General features: G+C 66.4%; 18 protein-coding genes. 8 read left to right on the plus strand and 10 right to left on the minus strand.

What is annotated here, in order from left to right; genetic code table 11:
- Position 1: 1 nt before the first annotated feature.
- From ACWDXS_RS17185 to ACWDXS_RS17210, 6 genes are read right to left on the minus strand one after another with little or no spacing between them, the layout of a single operon-like run.
- Positions 2-1105, minus strand: coding sequence for an MlaD family protein (locus tag ACWDXS_RS17185; protein ID WP_449966685.1), 1104 nt, complete (start codon positions 1103-1105; stop codon positions 2-4).
- Positions 1102-2097, minus strand: coding sequence for an MCE family protein (locus ACWDXS_RS17190; protein WP_378989337.1), 996 nt, complete (start codon positions 2095-2097; stop codon positions 1102-1104). Before ACWDXS_RS17190 ends, ACWDXS_RS17185 begins: the two co-directional genes overlap by 4 nt.
- Complete coding sequence (locus ACWDXS_RS17195) at positions 2094-3119, minus strand: MCE family protein (RefSeq protein WP_378989338.1); 1026 nt, start codon at positions 3117-3119, stop codon at positions 2094-2096. Before ACWDXS_RS17195 ends, ACWDXS_RS17190 begins: the two co-directional genes overlap by 4 nt.
- Positions 3116-4615 (minus strand): MlaD family protein, encoded by a 1500-nt coding sequence (locus ACWDXS_RS17200; RefSeq protein ID WP_378989339.1) that lies wholly within the window; start codon positions 4613-4615, stop codon positions 3116-3118. Before ACWDXS_RS17200 ends, ACWDXS_RS17195 begins: the two co-directional genes overlap by 4 nt.
- 7 nt (positions 4616-4622) lie before the next feature.
- Entirely contained in the window at positions 4623-5486 is an 864-nt protein-coding gene (locus ACWDXS_RS17205) for an MlaE family ABC transporter permease (RefSeq protein WP_378989340.1), read from the minus strand.
- Positions 5487-5489: 3 nt separating this feature from the next.
- The gene (locus ACWDXS_RS17210; protein WP_266294734.1) at positions 5490-6344 is read right to left on the minus strand and encodes an MlaE family ABC transporter permease; all 855 of its coding nucleotides are present in this window, start codon (positions 6342-6344) and stop codon (positions 5490-5492) included.
- A gap of 489 nt (positions 6345-6833) precedes the next feature.
- Between ACWDXS_RS17210 and ACWDXS_RS17215 the strand changes: the two genes are divergently transcribed.
- On the plus strand, positions 6834-7502 hold the full coding sequence (locus tag ACWDXS_RS17215; RefSeq protein ID WP_378989341.1) for a S1 family peptidase: 669 nt from the start codon (positions 6834-6836) through the stop codon (positions 7500-7502).
- Positions 7503-7565: 63 nt separating this feature from the next.
- On the opposite strand, the gene ACWDXS_RS17220 is transcribed toward ACWDXS_RS17215, so the two are convergent.
- Entirely contained in the window at positions 7566-9014 is a 1449-nt protein-coding gene (locus ACWDXS_RS17220) for an MFS transporter (RefSeq protein WP_387446048.1), read from the minus strand.
- 38 nt (positions 9015-9052) lie between these two features.
- Positions 9053-9685, minus strand: coding sequence for an LppU family putative lipoprotein (lppU, locus tag ACWDXS_RS17225; protein WP_378989343.1), 633 nt, complete (start codon positions 9683-9685; stop codon positions 9053-9055).
- Between the two features lie 171 nt (positions 9686-9856).
- Between lppU and ACWDXS_RS17230 the strand changes: the two genes are divergently transcribed.
- The 7 genes from ACWDXS_RS17230 (at position 9857) to ACWDXS_RS17260 (ending at position 18021) form a co-directional block, all read left to right on the plus strand.
- Positions 9857-11035 (plus strand): serine hydrolase domain-containing protein, encoded by a 1179-nt coding sequence (locus ACWDXS_RS17230; protein WP_378989545.1) that lies wholly within the window; start codon positions 9857-9859, stop codon positions 11033-11035.
- An 8-nt stretch (positions 11036-11043) separates the two neighbouring features.
- Positions 11044-12381, plus strand: coding sequence for a cytochrome P450 (locus ACWDXS_RS17235; protein WP_449966693.1), 1338 nt, complete (start codon positions 11044-11046; stop codon positions 12379-12381).
- Positions 12382-12701: 320 nt separating this feature from the next.
- Positions 12702-13592 (plus strand): L,D-transpeptidase, encoded by an 891-nt coding sequence (locus tag ACWDXS_RS17240; RefSeq protein ID WP_378989345.1) that lies wholly within the window; start codon positions 12702-12704, stop codon positions 13590-13592.
- A 158-nt stretch (positions 13593-13750) separates the two neighbouring features.
- Complete coding sequence (locus ACWDXS_RS17245) at positions 13751-14662, plus strand: carbohydrate ABC transporter permease (protein WP_378989547.1); 912 nt, start codon at positions 13751-13753, stop codon at positions 14660-14662.
- A complete protein-coding gene (locus ACWDXS_RS17250; RefSeq protein ID WP_449966698.1) occupies positions 14659-15525 on the plus strand; it encodes a carbohydrate ABC transporter permease in 867 nt (288 codons plus the stop codon). Before ACWDXS_RS17245 ends, ACWDXS_RS17250 begins: the two co-directional genes overlap by 4 nt.
- 21 nt (positions 15526-15546) lie before the next feature.
- A complete protein-coding gene (locus ACWDXS_RS17255) occupies positions 15547-16875 on the plus strand; it encodes an ABC transporter substrate-binding protein (RefSeq protein ID WP_449966701.1) in 1329 nt (442 codons plus the stop codon).
- A 69-nt stretch (positions 16876-16944) separates the two neighbouring features.
- Positions 16945-18021 (plus strand): ABC transporter ATP-binding protein, encoded by a 1077-nt coding sequence (locus ACWDXS_RS17260; RefSeq protein WP_378989348.1) that lies wholly within the window; start codon positions 16945-16947, stop codon positions 18019-18021.
- A 48-nt stretch (positions 18022-18069) separates the two neighbouring features.
- On the opposite strand, the gene ACWDXS_RS17265 is transcribed toward ACWDXS_RS17260, so the two are convergent.
- Positions 18070-19251, minus strand: a complete 1182-nt coding sequence (locus ACWDXS_RS17265) for a Fic family protein (protein WP_387446044.1) — start codon at positions 19249-19251, stop codon at positions 18070-18072.
- Positions 19252-19345: 94 nt separating this feature from the next.
- The gene (locus tag ACWDXS_RS17270) at positions 19346-20101 is read right to left on the minus strand and encodes an MBL fold metallo-hydrolase (RefSeq protein WP_387446043.1); all 756 of its coding nucleotides are present in this window, start codon (positions 20099-20101) and stop codon (positions 19346-19348) included.
- Positions 20102-20138: the final 37 nt, after the last annotated feature.

A 20138-nucleotide genomic window follows, 5' to 3' on the forward strand; every position in this document is an offset into this window, starting at 1 on the left:
TTCATTTCGTCAGTCCGAGCAGTGCGGCGGTGAGCCCGTAGTCGGGGCCGAAGTCCTGGACGTTGCCGGTGGTGCGGCACCCATCGGGCCGCATCTGGATCCGCTCACAGAACGCGCTGACGATCTCGCCAGAGAGAGCGGTACCGATCAGCGCCTGCAGGCGGACGAAGCCCTTTTCCTTGTTGATCGCGCCGTCGATGTTCTGCATTAGCAGCGGCACCACGTCAACGATCTCGACCATCGCACCGGAGTTGGCGCGCAACTGGTTGGTCACGGTGGTCAGGCCGGTCAGCGAGGCGGCCAGTTCTTCCTGATGCCCGGCGAAGGTCGTCGAGGTGTTGTTCAGGAATTGGTTGAGCTGATCGAGGGTGGCCTGCAGACCGGGCGCCTGGTCGGCGAGCAGCCCCGACATGGCGGTCACCCGGTCGCTGAAGTCGCGCACGGACTGATCGTTGTCGGCCAGCATCGTCGTGAGCTCGTTGAGCTTGATGATGATGTTGGCGATGGCGTCCTTGTTGTCGACACCGACCTTCAGCGCACCCGAGAGCGCGTCGAGGGTCTCGCGGATCTTCTGGCCGTTGCCGTTGAGCACCGGGTAGAGCACCCGGCCCGACAGCGGGCCCAGACCCTCCTGGCCGGGTTCGGGCTTCAGCGAGGCGGCGAACTGGTCGATGGTCTTGATCATCGTGTCCAGCTCGACCGGGGTCCTGGTGCGTGCCTTGGGCAGGTGATCGCCGGACTTCAGTGTCTCACCGCCGGTGAACGGCGGGCTCACCTCGATGTGGCGATCGGTGACGATCGAGGGCGAAATGATCGCCGCGATCGCGTCTTTCGGGACCTTGACGCCGGCGTCGATGGTCATGTGGACCTCGACGTAGGTGCCCTTGGGCACGATCTTGTCGACCTTGCCCACCGCGAGACCGAGGACCATGATCTCGTTGCCCTCGTACATGCCGGCGATGTTCTCGAAGTCGGCGGTGATCTTGGTCGAGCGGCCGAGCGCGTCGTCGAACTGGCTCGGCATCAGCGAGCAGCTGCCGAGGGCCAGCGCGGTGGTGGCGATCATCATGGTCCGCGCGATGCGGAGCCTGTTGGTCAGTTTCATCCTTGGCACCCCTGGATCACCTGAACGAAGCACAGCCAGTTGTCCGGGAACAACCACGGCAGTGCGACCGAGCCGTAGTTACCGTTGCCGAGCGCGTTGTTGAAGTAGCGCGCCGTGGGCTGACCGATCTGCAGCAGCTTGTCGAGATTGTCCTTGTTCTTCTGCAGACCCTCGGCCATGGTGTTGAGCTGGCTGATGGTGCCGCCGAACTGGTCGCCGTTCTGGGCGCCGATCTCCTCCAGCTGACGGGTCAGCGTGGCGACGTTGTCCAGCAGCTGGCGCAGCAGGCTCTGCCGTTCCATCACCCGGTTGGCGATGGCCTCGCCCTGGGTGATCACGAGCAGGATCGAGTTGCGGTTGTCGGCGAGCAGCTGGGTGACCCGGTTGAGGTCCTTGATCAGACTGTCGACCTCACCCTTGCGCTGGTCGACGACCTTCGCGACCGCGCCGACACTGTCGAGCGCCTGGGCGACCAGCTCCGGCGAATCGCCGAGCTGGGAGTTGATGGTGTTGAGCGAGGCGGCGAGCTTCTTGGTGTCGAGCGCCTCGAACTTCGGCGTACCGACCTGCACCACATCGGCGATGTTGTACGGCACGTCGGTGTTGCTGCGCGGGATCGTCTTGTTCTTCAGACCCGATCCGTCGCCGGGCTGCAGGTCGACGTAGCGCGCGCCGAGCAGGGTCGCCATCTTGATCGCGGCGTGCGCGTCGGGACCGAGCTTCAGCGAGCTGTCCACGTCGAGGGTGATCACCACGTGATCGCCCTCGATCTTGGCGCCGGAGACCGTGCCGACCTGCACACCCGAGACAGCGACCTTGTCACCGGTCTTGATGCCCGCGGCCTGCACGAATTCGGCGTCGATGGACTGTTTTCCGAGCCCGATGAACTGGAAGATGCTCGAACCGACCAGCAGCAGCACGATGCACAGCGCACCGACCACCCCCAGCCAGAAGTTGCGGTTGCCGACGAAGGCTGACTTGATCTTGCTCATCTGCACACCTCGGAATGGCCGGTGCCACCGATCTGGCTGACCAGGCCGCGCGGGAACAGAACCCCGTACAGCGAGATGTCCAGACCACACAGGTAGGCGTTGGCGTGGGTGCCTTCCGATGTCATCCGGCCGAGGTCGGCGAGCATCGAAGGCATGTCGATCGCGACCTGGTCGAGCTTGGCACCGTTGGCCAGCAGCAGATTCAGCGCCGCGGTGGTCGAGTTCTGGGTCGCAGCCAGCTTCGGCTGGATCTTGGTCATCATCCCGACCAGCGCGGTCGTGGAATCGGCGAGGGTGACCGTGGACGCCTGCAGCGACTGACCCTGGTCGTAGAGTCCGCCGATCAATGCCCTGGTCTGGGTAATCAGGGTCTCCAATTCATCCCCTCGCTTCGCCAACCCGGCCATCACACCGGACAGGTTGGTGATCACGTCGGACAGGATCGCGTCGCGACGCTGGAAATCGGTGGCCAGCTGGGCCGCCTGAACGATGAACGCCGACAGCGAGACCCCATCGCCCTGCAGCGCCTGGATCAGGGTCTCCGACATCGCGTTGACCTCGGCGGGCTCGAGCGCCTGGAACAGCGGCTGGAAACCGTTGAGCAGGGCCGAGATGTCGAACGAGGGCTCGGTGCGGTCGAGCGGAATGGTGGAGCCGCTCTTGAGCGGCTCCGGGCTCGGCGTCGCGCCCGGGGTCAGCGCCACGTAGCGCTGACCGATCAGGTTCTGGTACCTGACGAGCGCCTTGGTGTCGTTGAACAGGGTCTGGTCGCTCTGCACGATGAACGACACCTTGGCGTCGTTCTTGCCGTCGAGCTCGATGGCCTCGACCTTGCCGACGCGCACGCCGGCCATCCGGACATCGTCGCCGGGCCGCAGCCCGAGGACGTCGGTGAAGATCGCGGTGTACTTGCGGGTGTCACCGTCGACCGTGCGGGCCAGTGTGTTCCACACGACCACGGTGACGAGCAGTGAGACGAGCGCGAAGATACTGAACCCGATCAGTGGCTTACGGATACTCATGCGCCACCCCCGTTTTCGGACACTTGCAGGGTTCCGCCCTTCAAAATCGGACCGAGCAGCAGATATTCGGACGCGTTCGGCTTGCGACCGAGCAGCTGAGTCATCGCCGCGTCACCGGAGTAGGAGATCGGTGTCGCGGTGGGCACGCTCGCCGGAGCGGGCGCCGCGGCCGGAGCGGCCGCGGGAGCGGGCGCGCCGCCCAGCACACCGGGCAGGCCCGGAATCTGGATCGACGGGACGAGGCCCTCGAGCGGGGTGCCCTGGAACGGCTTGATCTCGGTGCCGTTGGCTGTGTGCATCGGCGCGACACCGGGACTGGTGAGACCCGGGATGTCGGGCATGCCCGGGATCGACACCAGCGGCGGGAGGCCCGCTGCCGTGTCGAGCCTGCGCGGACGCAGGTTGTCCGGGATCGCCGGCAGCGAGGCCTCGGCCGGTGCGGTGAAGCAGCTCGGTCCGAGCAGGTCGCCGTAGCGCGGGCAGTCGGCGACGGTGTTGGGCTGGTACGGCGTGAAGGTCAGGCCGGCGTTCCACACCATCTGCTTGCCGCTCGGGCCACCGTGGAAGGTGGTGTTGAGCTGGGCCAGCGAGGGACCGAAGACCTGGAAGGTCCTGGTGATCGACGCGGGGTCGGCGGCCAGCGCACCCAGGGTGGCGTTCATGCCGACCGTGACTTCCTTGCCCACATCGGGATTCGACGCGAACAGGTCGTTCACCCGGTCGGTGGTGGCGCTCGCACCGGCCAGCAGCGCGATCAGCTGTTCGCGCTTGGTGGCGATGGTGTTCGCGGTCTGTACCGAGGAGCCGAGCACGTCGAGCAGTTCCGGCGCCGACTGGTTCAGCGCGTGCGCGGAGTCGGAGAAGTTGTCCAGCATGCCGCCCAGGTTCGGGCCCGCGTCGGCGACCGTGGTCAGCCAGTGGTCGAGGCGCTGAATGGTCGAGCCGGGGACCCGGCCGCTGCCGTCGAGTGCCTGGGTGAGCGTGCCGAGCACGCGACCGAACTGCACCGGATCGACCTCGTCGAGGATGTCGCGCACCGTGGTGAGCGTGTCCTGCAGCGCGATGGTGCCCTGGCTGCGGTCCTCGGGGATCTGCGAGCCCTCCTTCAGGTGCTGGCTGTTCGCACCGTTGTAGACCAGCTCCACGGAGGTGACCGCGAACAGGTTGGAGGGCACCACGCGGGCGGTGACGGTGTTGGGGATGCCGTCGGCGAACTCGGGCTTGAGCTCGATGTTCACCTTCTGCTCGGCGTCCTTGCCGATCTCGACGTTCTTCACCACGCCCACGAGCACGCCGCGGAACTTCACGTCGGCGTCCGACGGCAGGCCGTCACCGGTGGTCGACAGGTTCGCGACCACGTTGACCTTGGGAACGAAGTAGCCCTGGTAGCGGGCCGTGAGGAAAGCCAGGATGACGCCGAAGACGATCAGACCGGCCGCGCCGGCCACGTACAGCTGCTTCATGGTGGGACCGCGCCCACTCGGATCGATGATCATCGCGCCCTTACCCCGAGATCCTGATGCCGGGGTTGATGCCCCAGATCGCCAACGTCATGACGAGGTCGGCGAACACGACCAGGATGATGCACATCTTGATCGCGCGGCCTGCCGCCACACCGACGCCTTCGGGACCGCCCGAGGCGAAGAAGCCGTAGTAGCACTGGATGAACGTCGTGATCATGACGAAGATGATCGCCTTGAGCAGGGAGTAGAGCACGTCCGTCGGCACCAGGAATTGGAAGAAGTAGTGCGAGTAGGTGCCCGACGCCGTACCGCCGATCAATTGCACGGTGACCGAGCAGGCCAGGTAGGCCATGGTCAAACCGAGGGCGTACAGCGGCACGATCGCCATCACCGCGGCCATCATCCGGGTGCTGACCAGGTAGGGCAGCGGGCGAATCGCCACCGACTCGAGCGCGTCGATCTCCTCGGAGATGCGCATGGCGCCCAGCTGTGCGGTGAATCGACAGCCCGCCTGGGCCGCGAAGGCCAGGGCCGCCAGCAGCGGGCCGAGCTCGCGGGTGGTGGCGAAGGCGGAGATCGCGCCCGTGATGGGGCTCAATCCGAGCAGGTTCAGCGAGGTGTGGCCCTGAATGGCCACCGTCATGCCGCCGAAGGCACTGATGATCAAGATGACGCCGATGGTGCCGCCACCGACGACGATGTTGCCGTTACCCCAGGTGACGTCGGAGAGCAGACGCCAGACCTCCTTCGGGTACTGCTTGAAGGCCAGCGGGATGGACCCGACCGAACGCAGGAAGAAGAAGACCTGATGGCCGAGGCGGGCGAGCAGGTCGCCGGGCGCCTTGCTGGCCTTCTGCAGCGACCGGATCGGTCGCAGTAGCGGAGGTACGTATGTGGATGACATGGCTCAGACCACCTGTGGGGGGAAGACGGCGGCGTAGATCTGGGTGATCGCCACGTTGACACCGAGCAGCATGACGGTGGAGCTGACCACCGCGGAGTTCACCGCGTTGGCGACACCACCGGGACCACCGCGAGCGTTCAGGCCGCAGTCGCAGGCGATGATCGAGGCGATCAGACCGAACAGGACCGACTTCAACAGCGCCACCGCGAGGTCGCGGGTGACCGCGAACGAGGCGAAGGTGCTCATGTAGGAGCCGGGCGTACCGCCCTGGGCGAAGATGTTGAACATATAGCCGGTGAGGAAGCCGACGAAGACGACGAAGCCGCAGAGCAGGAAGCTGACCAGCATCGCGGCGCCCAGGCGGGGAGCCACCAGGCGGCGCAGCGGGTCGACACCCATGACCTTCATCGCGTCGATCTCTTCACGGATGGTGCGGGAACCGAGGTCGGCGCAGATGGCCGAACCGACGGCACCGGCGATCATCAGCGCGGTGACCAGCGGGGCGCCCTGCTGGATGATGCCGAGCCCGTTGGCCGCACCGATGAACGAGGTGGCACCGACCTGGCCCGCGACCGCGCCGACCTGGATCGAGACGATCACCGCGATCGGGATGGCGACCAGCAGCGTCGGCGCCGCGGCGACACTGGCCATGAACGCGGACTGCCGGACGAACTCGTCGAAAGGAAAACGCCGACGGAAGATCGCGACGATCAACTCCGTGATCGCTTCGATACCCATCGTGATCTGTCGACCGAAGGTTTCCAGCGACTTCTTCGGATGGTCGTCCCAAAGGCCCTTCGTCCAGTCGACAGCCTCGCTGACTCGTGAACGTGTGGGCGGACTCTCGGTCGACTGCACTGCATAACCCCTCTCGACGCCGGGCCCTCAACGCCCCGGCGACTTGTTTGCTTGACGCACCTTACTACGGAGTAGCGCAGAACACATCACCGACATGTGAGCGCTGTCATAGATAGAGGTCACTGTCCGAAACGGCTATGAGACCGGCCATGCCGGACCCTACCGCCCGTAATTCCGGGATTCCAGGGATTACCCGCGAAGTCCTTTTCCAGCATGGTTTCCCAGTACCAGCGGTCGCGGTAAAGGAATATTGCGGAATTTTGTCATTCATAACGAAGTCCTCGTCGAATTATCCGAACACATCACGCGAGAAACACGAACGACGCGCCGCGCCGCGATTGCAATAGGGAATCGCTATGACAACCAACTCGGGAAGACCAGCACGACACGGCGGCAAACGCACCGGTCCGGAGGCGCGCCCGGGACCGAATACAGGCACGATAGACAGACCGTATTGATACTGTGCGAACTTCCGACATCTGGAGGGACATGTTCAGCAAACTCGCCAAGGTGGCCAACACCGCCTTCGCCCTCGCCCTCGGTGCAGCTCTGCTGAGCACCGGTGCGGCCAACGCGCAAGCAGGCCCCCCGGTGATCGGCGGCGGCTCCGGCATCGTGATCGACAACGCGTTCGAGTGCACCGTCACCACGGTGGGACACGACGGCGCGGGCAGGCTGGTCGGACTGACCGCGGGCCACTGCGGCGACGCGGGCGCGCCGGTCAGCGCCGAGGTGGATCGAGGCTACGGCGAGATCGGCCGTTTCGTGTACAGCAACTCCGAACTCGACTACGCGGTCATCGAGTTCACGCCGGGCCGGATCATCCCGGTCAACCGGATCGGCAACGTCACCATCACCGGCGTCGGCGGACCGGCGCAGTTCCCGACGATCGTCTGTAAGGAAGGCCGGACCACCGGCAATACCTGCGGCATCACCTGGGGCGACGTGTTCGCGACCAATACCGAGACCTGGTCGCAGATGTGCGTGGTCGAGGGCGATTCCGGCGCGCCGGTCGTCGTCGGCTCGACACTGGTGGGCATGGTCAACGCCTATCTGGCGCTGGCCTGCTTCGGGCCGGAGGTCGGGACGAACATGAACTCGATCATGGCCGACATCAACGCCCGCGGCGGCGTGGGTTCGGGGTATCACCCGATCTAGTCCCTCGCCCGTACTCCCCGGATGTCGAGCGGGTCGCGTGGTTGTCCACGCGGCCCGCTCTTGCTATGTGGCAAGCGATTTCGGTGCGAGCGCGGGTCCGTCGGCGCCGGCGCAGTGCGGCAGGCAGTCGACGCGTTCGGGCTGCGGAGGCTGACGCGGCACGCGGAGCAGGACCGCCGCGACACCCCCGCCGAGCAGCAGCAGCACCGCGCACCAGCGCATCGCGGTGTCGAAGCCGGCGGCGAAGGCGACCGGGTCGCCGAACGCGCCGGACAACCCGGCCAGCCCTGGCAACGCCGCCACGGCGAGTAGCTGTGCCGTTCGCGCCACGGCGTTGTTCACCCCGGAGGCGATGCCGGCCTCGCCCTCGCGCACCGCGGCGAGCACCGCGCCGGTCAATGGCGCTACCAGCACCGACAGTCCGAGCCCGAAGACGAACACGCCGGGCAGCACATCGGTGAGATAGTCCGCGCCCGGTCCGATCCGCTGCAACGCGAACACCCCGCCCGCGGCCAGCAGCGGACCGAACGTCATCGGAATCCGCGGCCCGTGCTGTTGCGCCCATCGGCCCGCGGGCGCCGAGAGCACCAGCATCAGCAGGGTGACGGGCAGTCCGGCGGCGCCCGACGCCATCGGCGAGTACCCGGCCACCAGCTGCAATTGCAGCACCAGCAGGAAGAAGACGCCGCCGAGCGCGGCGTACACGAACAACGTCACCAGGTTCGCCACCGTGAACACCCGCGACCGGAACAGCGACGGCGGTACCAGCGGATTCGGGCTGCGCAGTTCCACCAGTACGAAACACGCCAGCGCGGCCAGCCCGACCGCCACCAGCACCACCCGGGAATCGATCAGTCCCAGCGTGAGCGCACCGAGCGCGAGCGCGACGATCACCGCGCCCGGTATGTCGATCCGCGCGGGCGCCTCCGGATCACGGCTCTCCGGGACATATTTGAGCGTGACGACGGCGACCACCAGCGCGAGCGGCACATTGAGCAGGAAGATCGCCCGCCAGCCGACCAGATCGATCAAGCCGCCACCGAGCAGTGGCCCGAACGCACCGGCCACCCCGCCGAGACCGGACCACAGTCCGATCGCACTGCCCTGATCGCCTTTGTCGATCGACGCCGAGATCAGCGCGAGGCTCCCCGGCGTGAGCAACGCGCCCGCCACGCCCTGGAGCAAGCGCGCGGCCACGAGCATCTCGATGTTCACCGCGGCCGCGCACAGCAGCGAGGTGATCGCGAATCCGACGATGCCCCAGACGAAGACGCGCCGGCGGCCGAGCCGGTCGCCGAGCGAACCGCCGAGCAGGATGAAGGAGGCCAGGGTGAGCGTGTAACCGTTCACGGTCCACTGCAACCCGGCGACATCGGTGTGCAGCGATTCGCCGATCCGCGGCAGCGCGACGGAGACGACGGTGGCGTCCAGCGACGCCATCGACGAGCCGAGGATGGTGGCGAGCAGAATCCACCGGCCCGTGGCCGAGTTCAGCCGAACCGTCTGTGGCACTACTCCAAACTAGCCGCCACCCACGTCTTCCGTCGGGACTACAGGCTCTCCACGCAGACGACGACGTGGCGCTCGGCGTACTTGAAGCCGGAATCGGCGGCATCGGGGCAGTCGTCGACGCTGTCGGAGTTCTTGTTGATCGTGATGACCTTGACCGGTTCGGTCCCGCCCTCGCCGCACTCGATGCGCTTGGGTTCGTCGCCGCCCACGTCGATGCAGCCGCCGACGACCCAGTCGATGTCGAGGCACAGCGCGCCGGTCTCGATGCCGTTGAGCGTCTCGGCGTAGAAGTTGTCGCGGTCGCCGACGCAGCCGTTGCTGGTCTTGGCCTTGCCGATGACCTTGTAGTTCGACGAACGGCTACCGCACGCGGCCTTCTCGATGGTCGCGTCGTTGACCGTGCCGCCGAGCGCGACGCAGTCGCCGACGTTGGCCTGGAAGTCGGTCTTGCCGCCCTTGCTCGATGTCGGCGCGGGCTTGCTGGCGGTGGGTTTGCCGGTGGTCGACTTGCCCGGCTTGGTGGTCGGCGTCGCGGTGCTGGTCGCGGGGACGACATCGATCGCCGGCTGAGCGTGGCCGTCGATGGTGCCTCCGCAACCGGTCGAGACGAACGCGGTCACGGTGATGGCGATCGCGCCGACGAGCCGGCCGATTGGCAAATCTGCAAACACCCATTGTGAATACACCACCGGAGCCACCCCCGTCGACTCCAACCGGCGGGTCTGTCCCTGCGATACCCTTGGGATTCCGGTCGCCGTGTGCGGCGCGGGGCCCCCGATCGCGTGTATCAGGAGGTATCCATCGTGTCAGCACCGGTCGACGACTTCGCGGCGCCACGGCAAATGGTGGTCGATCCGCGCTTCATCCGGCTCGCGGATCATTTCTTCGGGATGTTCACCCAGCCCAGTCGTGGCGGCGGGGCGCTGGCCATCTACCTGGACGGACGCCCGGTCGTCGATATCTGGGCGGGCTGGGCGGCCAAGGATCAGCGCTGGACCGGCGAGAACATCGCGCTCACCTTCTCCACCGGCAAGGGTGTCGCCGCCACCGTGCTGCATCGGCTGGCCGAGCGCGGGCTCATCGATTACGAGGAGCCGGTGGCCACCTACTGGCCGGAGTTCGGGTCGCACGGCAAGGACGACATCACCGTGCGCGATGTGCTGTCCCATCGCGCGGGCCTGCACCGCGTACGCGGGCTGGTGCCGGGTCGCGAGGGCATTCTCGACTACGACGCGGTGGTGGCCGCCCTCGCCGAGAGCCCCGCCGACCCGCGCCGCATCCGCACCTCGGGCTATCACGCGATCACCTTCGGCTGGTTGGTCGCCGAGATCGTGCAGCGGGTCACCGGCGATCCGTTCACGGCGGTATTGCGCCGAGAAGTGGCCCAGCCCTTGGGAATCGACGAGTTCTGGTTTCAGGTGCCGCCGGGCGAACGGCATCGGATCGCGAAGATCTTTCCGCATCTGGCGCCACCGGGGATCCGCTGGAACACCGCGTCGTCGGTGCTGTCGTGGGTGCGACCCGCGCGTGGTCTGGCCGAGGCGGGTATGCCGGAGAGCTTCGACGAACTGGTCCGCGATCCACGGGTGCACGACGCGGTGATGCCCGGCTGGAACGGGGTGTTCTCGGCGCGGGCGCTGGCCAGGATGTACGGGGCCCTCGCCAACGGTGGGCAGGTGGGCGACGTGCGGTTCCTGCGCCCGGAGACGATCGAGACGATCAACCGCACCCAGCAGACCAGCAGCCGCGACTATGTCCTCGGACTGCCACTGCGGTTCACCCTCGGCTACCACCGGCCGGTACTGATGACCAAGCAGCAACCACGACATGCCTTCGGCCACTACGGTGTCGGCGGTTCCGGTGCCTATGCCGATCCCGATCTGGGGATGTCGATCGCGTTCGTCACCAATCGGCTGGGCGGGGCCGTGACGGCGCTCGGTGACGCGCGATTGGCCAAGCTGGCGGCGATGGCGCAGGGGACGGTGCGGGGCGATCGAACCTCTCGAAGAGATGCCACGTAGTACCAGGTATGAGTTCGCCGAGCCCCGCGCCCACCGCGCCGCAGTTGTCCCTGCTGCACGGCGTGGCCGCGGGGCGGGATTTCGAGGGCTACCTGCGACGACGCGCCGCGCGCAGTGATCCGTTCGCAGTCGGGTTCCCCGGGTTTCCGCCGGTGCTGTTCACCGGAACTGCCGAGGGCGCACGCGCGTTGTTCCGGGCGCCGGTGGCGCTGCTGGAGCCGCCGCGGCCCAATCCGATCGAGCCGATGGTCGGGGCAGCGTCGCTGATTCTGAGTTCGGGGACGCGCCATCGCACCGATCGCGCGCTGCTGGCGCCCGCACTGCACGGCGCGCGGGTGCGACTGCTGGGCAAGGTGATTCGCGAGGCGACACTGAACGAGATCCATCATGGCGCGCGAGGTCCCTGGCAACTCGGCACGCGAATCGATGCGCTCGCGGCCGCGCGCGCCATCACCTTGCGTGTCATCCTCGCCGCGGTGTTCGGCGCCGATTCCGATCGCGCGGCCGAATACGGCGGCGTGGTCACCGATTTCCTCACCGCCTTCACCACCCCGCTTCTGGTGGCACCCGTATTGCGCCGTGACATCGGCGGTTTCGGTCCGTGGGAGCGGTTCACCGCGGCTCGGGAGCGGCTCGACGAGCTGATCCTGGCCGACATCACCCGCCGGCGCCGCACCGGCCCCGCCGACGGTGACCTGCTCGATCTTCTCCTCGCCACCCGCTACGACGACGGCACCACCCTCACCGACGCCGAACTGTGCGAGCAGCTACGCACCCTGCTCGTCGCGGGCCACGAAACCACCGCGACCACTCTCACCTGGGCGCTCTACCACCTGCACCGTGAACCCGGCCTGCTCGCCCGACTGCTCACCGAGCTACCCGCCGCGGGCGGCGACCCGGCCGAGCAGGCCCGGCTACCGCTGCTCGACGCCGTCTGCCAGGAAGCCCTGCGCCTGCATCCACCGGTGCCGATCGTGCTGCGCACGGTGAAGGAGCCGCTGCGCTGGCTCGGGGTCGACGTGGCGGCGGGCGCCACCATCGGCCTCGCCGTCGGCGTCCTGCACAGCCAACCGTCCACCTGGCCCGCACCGCACCTGTTCCACCCCGACCGGTTCCTCGACCGCACCGTCACGCCGTTCGAGTTCGCGCCGTTCGGCGGTGGTCACCGGCGCTGTATCGGCGCGACACTGGCCGACTACGAGCTGCGGATCGTGCTGGCAACGCTGCTGACCGAGGTCCGGTTGACCCTGGATCCCGCGCTGGCGCTCGGTGGACGACCGCGCACCGTGCCCCGCAATCTCGCGACCGCACCGGATCGGGCGATCCACTTCACACGCACCGGGTGATCTGCCTCACGTGACGTTTGAGAGTCACACCGGTGTGTTTCCCCGCTGTTCGCACGCACCGCCGCCGACTCGCCGCTGTGAGCGCGGCGTTTGACGGAAGCCGATGAATAACAGCATGTTATGTGACCCACGGCACATAGTTGCGCGCCTGTTATCACCGCTCGGCGCGGCTGGCACCGTGTCACCTGGTGCGGGTAGTAATGGAGGGTCAGGGTCGGGGAAGTCGTTACCCCGTAGAGACCCGTTGCGGCCTCTACGGCACATGAGAACGAGCGTCACTGAGTAGATCTCGCGCCGCCGCATGCGGAACGAGAGATGGAATGGACGAGAAACCTATGCACTACGAGGCAAATATGCGGCAATCGCACTGGCTCCGCCGGGGTCTGCTGCTGTCGGCGGCGATCGCAGCGACCGGCGCGTTGATCGCCGTGCCCGCGCAGGCTCAGCCGACTCTGCCGGGCTTCGGCGCCGGTTCGAGCCAGCCCGCGGTGAACGAGCCCGCGCAGCAGGCGCCCTTCGCGCCGCCGAACATCAACATCGCCGACGGCGAGACCGTCGGCGTCGCGCAGCCGATCATCATCACCTTCCAGGAGCCGGTCGAGGACCGCGCGGCCGCCGAGCGGGCCATCAAGGTCACCTCGAGCACCAACGCGCCCGGCTACTTCTACTGGACCTCGAGCAAGCAGGTCCGCTGGAAGCCCACCGAGTTCTGGCCGGCCAACACCAACGTGACCGTGGTCGCGGGTGGCACCTCCAGCGCGTTCCACATCGGTGACGCGTTCGTCGCCACCGTCGACGACGCCACCAAGATGATCGTCGTGACGATCAACGGTGAAGTCGTGCGCGAGATGCCGACCTCGCTCGGCAAGACCGGCCACGAGACCCCCAACGGCACCTACATCGTGGGTGAGCGGCTCGAGAAGATGACCATGGACTCGTCCACCTACGGCGTGCCGGTCACCGATCCCGAGGGCTACAAGCTCGAGGTCGAATACGCGACCCGCATCTCCAACAGCGGCATCTTCGTGCACGCCGCACCGTGGTCGGTTGCGCAGCAGGGCTATTCCAACGCCAGCCACGGCTGCCTCAACGTGAGCACCGAGGACGCGAAGTGGTTCCTGGAGAACTCGCACCGCGGTGACGCCGTGGTCATCACCGGCACCCAGGGCGGAACCCTCAGTGCGGGCGACGGTCTCGGCGACTGGAACTGATGTACTGAGCGCACTGCGCTGAACAAAACCCGAACAATACGATCAATCGAGGTCGTGTTGTTCGGGTTTTTGCTGTAATCGGCACTGTGTGCCCGATGTTCAGGAAATCGGCGGGCAGGGTTAACCAATGGTTCGCCGTGCACCGTAAAGCTGCCGCGGTGCGAAAGAGTCCAGAGCGGGTACTCCCCGGGAGAAGCCGTCCGTGGCAGGACTACGCGCTGTTCGCGGTACTCGTGGTGCCGAACCTGGCGCTGCTCACCCTGTTCGTTTACCGACCGCTTGCCGATAACATCCGGCTATCGTTCACCGACTGGAATATCGCTGACCCGGTGGCGAATTCGGTCGGGTTCGACAACTACATCGAGTGGTGGCAGCGCGACGACTCATGGAAGGTCGTCAGCAATACGCTGATCTTCACCGTGGCGGCGGTGGTGGTGAGTATGGCGCTCGGTCTCGCGCTCGCCATGCTGCTCGATCGAAAACTGTTCGGGCGCAATGTAGTCCGCTCGGCAATTTTCGCCCCGTTCGTGATTTCGGGCGCGGCGATCGGCGTGGCTTTTCAATTCATCTTCGATCCGAGTTTCGGTCTGGTACAAGACGTCCTGCACCGGCTCGGCGTCGACAATGTGCCGGATTTCTATCAGGATCCGAATTGGGCCCTGTTCATGGTGACGCTCACCTACATCTGGAAGAACCTCGGCTATGCCTTCGTGATCTATCTGGCCGCGCTGCAAGGCGTGCGCGCCGAATTGCTCGAAGCAGCCGAAATGGATGGCGCGAGCAGCTGGACTCGATTCACGAAAGTTCTTCTGCCACAACTGCGTCCGACAACCTTCTTTCTGTCGATCACCGTGTTGCTGAACTCGCTGCAAGTCTTCGACATCATCAATGTGATGACGCGCGGCGGACCGCTCGGCAACGGCACGACGACGATGGTGTTCCAGGTGTACGAGGAGTCGTTCCGCAATTTCCGGGCCGGCTACGGCGCCACCGTGGCCACGATCATGTTCGTGGTGCTGCTGGTGGTCACGTTGATCCAGGTGCGCGTGATGGACCGAGGCGAACGATGAAACATGTAGGCCCGCAGACACTCTCGTACAGGCGGCGCGAACGTGCCGTCACCGGACTCGGCTACGCGGCGATGGTGTGTGTGCTGATCATCGTCGGAGTCCCGCTGTTCTGGATCCTGATCACCTCGCTCAAGGACCGCTCCGACATCTACACCCAGCCCGCGGTCTACTGGCCGCACAGCTGGCACCCGGAGAACTACAGCCACGCCACCACCACGGTGCCGTTCTGGACTTTCCTGCGCAACTCGCTGATCGTCACCGGCGTGGTGTCGGTGGTGAAGTTCGCGCTCGGGGTGTTCAGCGCGTACGGCCTGGTGTTCCTGCGCTTCCCCGGCAAGAACATCGTGTTCCTGGTGATCATCGCGGCGCTGATGGTGCCCAACCAGATCACCGTCATCTCCAACTACGCGTTCATCGCGCAGCTCGGCTGGCGAAATACCTTCCAGGGCATCATCATTCCGCTCTGCGGGGTCGCCTTCGGCACCTTCCTGATGCGCAACCACTTCCTGTCGCTGCCCGCCGAGGTGATCGAGGCGGCGCGGATGGACGGGGCGAACTGGTGGCGGCTGCTCACTCGCGTGGTGCTGCCCATGTCGGGACCGACGATGGTGGCGTTCGCGGTGGTGACGCTGGTCAACGAATGGAACGAGTACCTCTGGCCGTTCCTGATGGCCGATTCCGCCGATGTCGCGACGCTGCCGGTGGGGCTGACCCTGCTGCAGAACACCGAGAACCCCAGCGTCACCAACTGGGGGCCGGTGATGGCGGGCACCGTGCTCACCATGTTGCCGATCCTCATCGTCTTCCTTGCCCTGCAACGTCACATGATCAAGGGCCTCACCTCCGGTGCGGTCAAGGGATAGATCTCGAACAGGAGTTCGCCAGTGTCCAACTCACGATTCCCGGCGTTGAGCCGCCGTGGCTTCCTCGGCCTGACCGGCGGCGTCGCCGCTGCCGCGGCGCTGTCCGCGTGCGCGGGCACCGGCGGCGGATCCGGTGATTCCGGTGACGCCAACACCATCACCTTCTGGTCCAACCACCCCGGCACCTCCAAGGAGTTGGAGCTGGAGCTGATCAACCGGTTCCAGGCGAAGAACCCCGACCTGAAGGTGAACCTGGTCGACGCGGGCAAGAACTACGAGGAGGTGGCGCAGAAGTTCAACGCCGCGCTCACCGGTGGTGACCTGCCCGATGTTGTGGTGCTGTCGGATGTCTGGTGGTTCAACTACGCGCTGAGCAAGGCCATCGAACCGCTCGACGGACACTTCGGCGCCGAGGGTGTGCAGCTGAGCGACTACGTCGACTCCCTCGCCGCCGACTACCTGTTCGACGGCAAGCACTACGCGCTGCCCTACGCCCGCTCGACGCCGCTGTTCTACTACAACAAGGACGTCTGGGCGAAGGCCGGACTGCCCGACCGCGGCCCGAACTCCTGGCAGGAATTCGACGAGTGGGGCCCGAAGCTGCAGTCGCTCGTCGGCGCCGACAAGTTCGCGCACGCCTGGGGTGACGCGAAGAACTACCTGGGCTGGACCTTCCAGGGCCCGAACTGGACCTTCGGCGGCGCCTACTCCGATCAGTGGAAGCTGAAGTTCACCGATCCGGGTTCGATCGCCGCGGCCACGTACCTGCGCGACTCGATCAACGTCAAGAAGTACGCCGCGATCCGCCCGCAGATCGCGGTCGACTTCGGCACCGGCGTCGCGGCCTCGACCATCGCCTCCACCGGCGACCTCAAGGGCATCAAGAAGAACGCCGACGGCAAGTTCGAGGTCGGCACCGCGTTCCTGCCGCACCCGAACGGTCCCGGCGTCACCACCGGCGGCGCCGGTCTGGCGATTCCGTCGCGGATCTCGGATACGCGAAAGGTCAACGCGCTCAAGTTCATCGAGTTCATCACCAATGCGGCCAACACGGCGTACTTCACGCAGAACACGGGCTATATGCCGGTGCGCAAGTCGGCCGTGACCGACCCCAGCGAGATCGACTTCCTGGCGAAGAACCCCAACTCCAAGGTCGCCATCGACCAGCTCTCGGTAGCGAAGTCGCAGGACTACGCGCGCGTGTTCGTGCCCGGCGCCGATCAGATCATCGGTACCGGCTACGAGCAGATCGGTCTCCAGAATGCCGATCCGGCCACGGTTCTCGCGAAGGTGGCCGCCGACGTGCAGGCGATCATCGACCGGCAGATCACGCCCAAGCTGCCCAAGTAGTTCCCCCACGGGCCGGTGGTTCGTTGTGACCACCGGCCCGTTTCGCTTTCCCCGCTAGGAGAATTCGCCATGGCGACAGTGCAGTTCGACGGTGTGACCCATCGCTATCCCGGCGCCGACGCCCCCGCCGTCGACGCACTCGACATCGACATCGCCGATGGTGAATTCCTCGTGCTGGTCGGCCCATCCGGCTGCGGCAAGTCGACCAGTCTGCGAATGCTGGCCGGACTCGAATCCGTCGAGGCGGGCACGATTCGGATCGGTGAGCGCGATGTCACCGACCTGCCGCCGCGCGCCCGCGACGTGGCGATGGTGTTCCAGAGCTACGCGCTCTACCCGAACATGACCGTCGCGGAGAACATGGGCTTCGCGCTGCGCAACGCGGGAATGTCGAAGTCCGACACCTTGGTTCGGGTGAAGGAAGCCGCGGCGATGCTCGAACTCGAGCCGCTGCTCGACCGCAAACCGGCCAAGCTCTCCGGCGGCCAGCGTCAGCGCGTGGCCATGGGCCGGGCCATCGTGCGCCGCCCCCAGGTGTTCTGCATGGACGAGCCGCTGTCCAACCTGGACGCGAAGTTGCGGGTGAGCACCCGATCCCAGATCGCCGCGTTGCAGCAGCGACTCGGCACGACCACTGTCTACGTCACCCACGACCAGGTGGAGGCGATGACGATGGGGCACCGTGTCGCGGTGCTGCGCGACGGAAGGTTGCAGCAGATCGCGTCTCCGCGTGAGCTGTACGACAATCCGCTGAACACCTTCGTCGCCGGGTTCATCGGCTCGCCCGGCATGAACCTGCTCGAAGCGCCCGTCGTCGACGGCGAGGCGGTGCTCGACGGACTGCGAATCCCGGTGCCCCGCACTGTTTCCGGTACGCGCGTCGTTCTGGGCATCCGCCCCGAATCCTGGGAAGTCACCACCGATCCCGCCGGGATCACCGTCGTCGCCGAACTACTCGAGGAACTCGGCGCCGAATCCTTCGTCTACACCCACGGCGCGGGCACCGACTGGTCCACCCGCTCGGGCAAGATCGTGGTCCGAGTCGATCGCCGGTTCCAGACCACGCTCGGCGAGACCTTGCACCTGCGGCCGAAGCCGGAGGAAGTCTTCTTCTTCGACGCCGGCACCGAACTGCGTCTGCGCTGATCAGGGCATTCGGTCAGGCGGTACCGCGACGCGGCCGAGCGGCCTGCGCTAGGACAGGCCCGCCGCGGTGCGTCGGCCGATCGCGGCGTTGAGGGCGTCGAGTTCGGCGAGGATGTCGGTGGCGGCCCATATTCGGTTTCGTTTGGAGTCGGAGACGACGTCGAGGATCCCCGCGTCGACGAGTCGTTCGAGGGCACGGTAGGTAGCCGAATCGGTGGTCGCCGTGATGGCGTTCGCGCCGGCGACAGTGAGAATCGGGTGCCCGACCAGGTTCGCCAGGAGCGCTTCGTCCGCGGAACCGCCGCGAGGGCGGGCGCGGTCTCGCCATCGCTGGGGGAGCGCGGCGAGCGTGCGGGCCGAGTCGATCGCCGCCTCGCTGGCGTACACCGCGGCGAGCGCCAGATAGATGACGAATTCGTCGGCGGCGCCGGCGCGGTAGGCGGCCAGTTGGGCGAAATAGCGCGAGGTGTCGGCGAGCATGACCGATGCCAGGGGAACGGTGACTCTGTCGGTCAGCCCGCGTCTGCGCAGAATGGCGCTCACCAGGGCGCGTCCGATCCGGCCGTTGCCGCTGACGAACGGGTGGATCGACACGAACTGCGCGTGCGCGATCGCGGCTTGGACCAGGATCGGCAGATCACCACGCGCGACGAAGGCCAGCAGGTCGGCGACCAATTCGGGCACGAGTTCCGGTGGCGGCGGTACGTACAGGGCGTGCAGCGGCGTGTAATCGCTTCCGCCGATCCAGGTTTGGACGGTCCGGAAGCGTCCCGCCTTCTCCCATTCCGGAGCGATCAGCACGCGATGGGCGCTGAGCAGATTCGCCTCCGTGATCCGGCCGGTCGCCGCACTGTCGACCAGTCCGGTGAGGGCCCGGACCGCGCTGACCTGTGACGCCGCCTCAGGTCCGGTCGTCGCGCCGCCGAAGGATTTGCTGAATGCTCGCCACCCCGCATCGATGTGCTCGATCCGCGACGACGCGACAGCCTCGCTGCGCAGCAGGAATTCGCGCAGCGGTGCCGAATACTGGCCCTGGCCGGCTTCGAGATGTGTCACCGCGATCACCGCGGCCTCGCTCGCCGATGTTGTTCGCCTGGTGGCGAAGTCGAGTTCGGCGATGCGCGGTGGGATCGACACCGCTGCCTGCTCGGGGACGGGGCCGACTCGCGGACTTCGTCCGTCACGCGCCTGCCAGGAATGTTGTTCCGTGCGGTGGGCCGGCCAATCCATCTGCTCTTACTGTACTTTCGCTATCACAAACTCTACTTACATGGTCACTACTCGCGTTTGCCCAGAGTGACGACAGCAATCAGCTGACTACTCGTTATTCGCGCCGTTCGGTTCTCGCGTGGGTTCGCGCCCGGTCGACAGCTTGCCGGATGCCCTCGGTGAAGGGGGCACCGTGGCCGGGGAGAACCAGATCGGCGGCGAGCGGCTCGAGGGCCTCGAGTGCGGTGAGGGTTTCCGGGGTCGAGTGGTTGAAGAAGTCGGGAAGTAATTGGGGGCCTGTGAATTTCGAGGTGGGATGCGCGGTAACCAGGGTGTCGCCGGTAACTACCGCACCGGCCGCTGCGAGATGGAAGGCCGAATGACCCGAGGTGTGTCCCGGGGTGGCGATCGGCGTGGGGCGGCCGGGAAGATCCAGCTCGCCCGCGGTGCGGAAGGGCTGGATATGGGGGACCGGGTTCTTGCGGAGGCCACCCGCGCGAGTGATCCGCAGCGCCCAGCCGCAGGTGGAGACGTCGGTGAGCCGTTTGATGACGTCGAGCGGAGTGGCGGACTCATGGACCTCACCTTTGGCATGGGCCACCTCGAGCCGGCTGGTGTAGGCGGGGATGCCGTACTTCGCTTGGAGGTGGTTGAGGGCGCCGACGTGATCCAGGTGCGCATGGGTCAGCAGAACCGCGGCGATGTCTTCGACGCGATGACCGAGGGCCTCGACACTGGCCTCGATCAGGCCGGCGTCGCCGTACCACCCCGCGTCGATCAGCGTGAGGTCACGGCCCTCGCGGAGTAGGACCATGTTCACGTCCGTACCCGCGATGGTGAAGACGTTGTCGGCTACCTGCTGGTGACGCATGAGATTGCCCCTCTGCGATGGAGTGGTGTCGACCCTA

It is taken from the genome of Nocardia sp. NPDC003183 (genome assembly GCF_053590715.1).

Bases quoted from the DNA above. Each gene is read 5' to 3' on its own strand.
- ACWDXS_RS17190 (WP_378989337.1), bottom strand. From the start codon at position 2,097: ATGAGCAAGATCAAGTCAGCCTTCGTCGGCAACCGCAACTTCTGGCTG.
- ACWDXS_RS17230 (WP_378989545.1), top strand. From the start codon at position 9,857: ATGGTGGTCGATCCGCGCTTCATCCGGCTCGCGGATCATTTCTTCGGG.
- ACWDXS_RS17250 (WP_449966698.1), top strand. From the start codon at position 14,659: ATGAAACATGTAGGCCCGCAGACACTCTCGTACAGGCGGCGCGAACGT.
- ACWDXS_RS17205 (WP_378989340.1), bottom strand. From the start codon at position 5,486: ATGTCATCCACATACGTACCTCCGCTACTGCGACCGATCCGGTCGCTG.
- ACWDXS_RS17195 (WP_378989338.1), bottom strand. From the start codon at position 3,119: ATGAGTATCCGTAAGCCACTGATCGGGTTCAGTATCTTCGCGCTCGTC.
- ACWDXS_RS17235 (WP_449966693.1), top strand. From the start codon at position 11,044: ATGAGTTCGCCGAGCCCCGCGCCCACCGCGCCGCAGTTGTCCCTGCTG.
- ACWDXS_RS17265 (WP_387446044.1), bottom strand. From the start codon at position 19,251: ATGGATTGGCCGGCCCACCGCACGGAACAACATTCCTGGCAGGCGCGT.
- ACWDXS_RS17185 (WP_449966685.1), bottom strand. From the start codon at position 1,105: ATGAAACTGACCAACAGGCTCCGCATCGCGCGGACCATGATGATCGCC.
- ACWDXS_RS17270 (WP_387446043.1), bottom strand. From the start codon at position 20,101: ATGCGTCACCAGCAGGTAGCCGACAACGTCTTCACCATCGCGGGTACG.
- ACWDXS_RS17200 (WP_378989339.1), bottom strand. From the start codon at position 4,615: ATGATCATCGATCCGAGTGGGCGCGGTCCCACCATGAAGCAGCTGTAC.
- ACWDXS_RS17215 (WP_378989341.1), top strand. From the start codon at position 6,834: ATGTTCAGCAAACTCGCCAAGGTGGCCAACACCGCCTTCGCCCTCGCC.
- ACWDXS_RS17240 (WP_378989345.1), top strand. From the start codon at position 12,702: ATGGACGAGAAACCTATGCACTACGAGGCAAATATGCGGCAATCGCAC.
- ACWDXS_RS17260 (WP_378989348.1), top strand. From the start codon at position 16,945: ATGGCGACAGTGCAGTTCGACGGTGTGACCCATCGCTATCCCGGCGCC.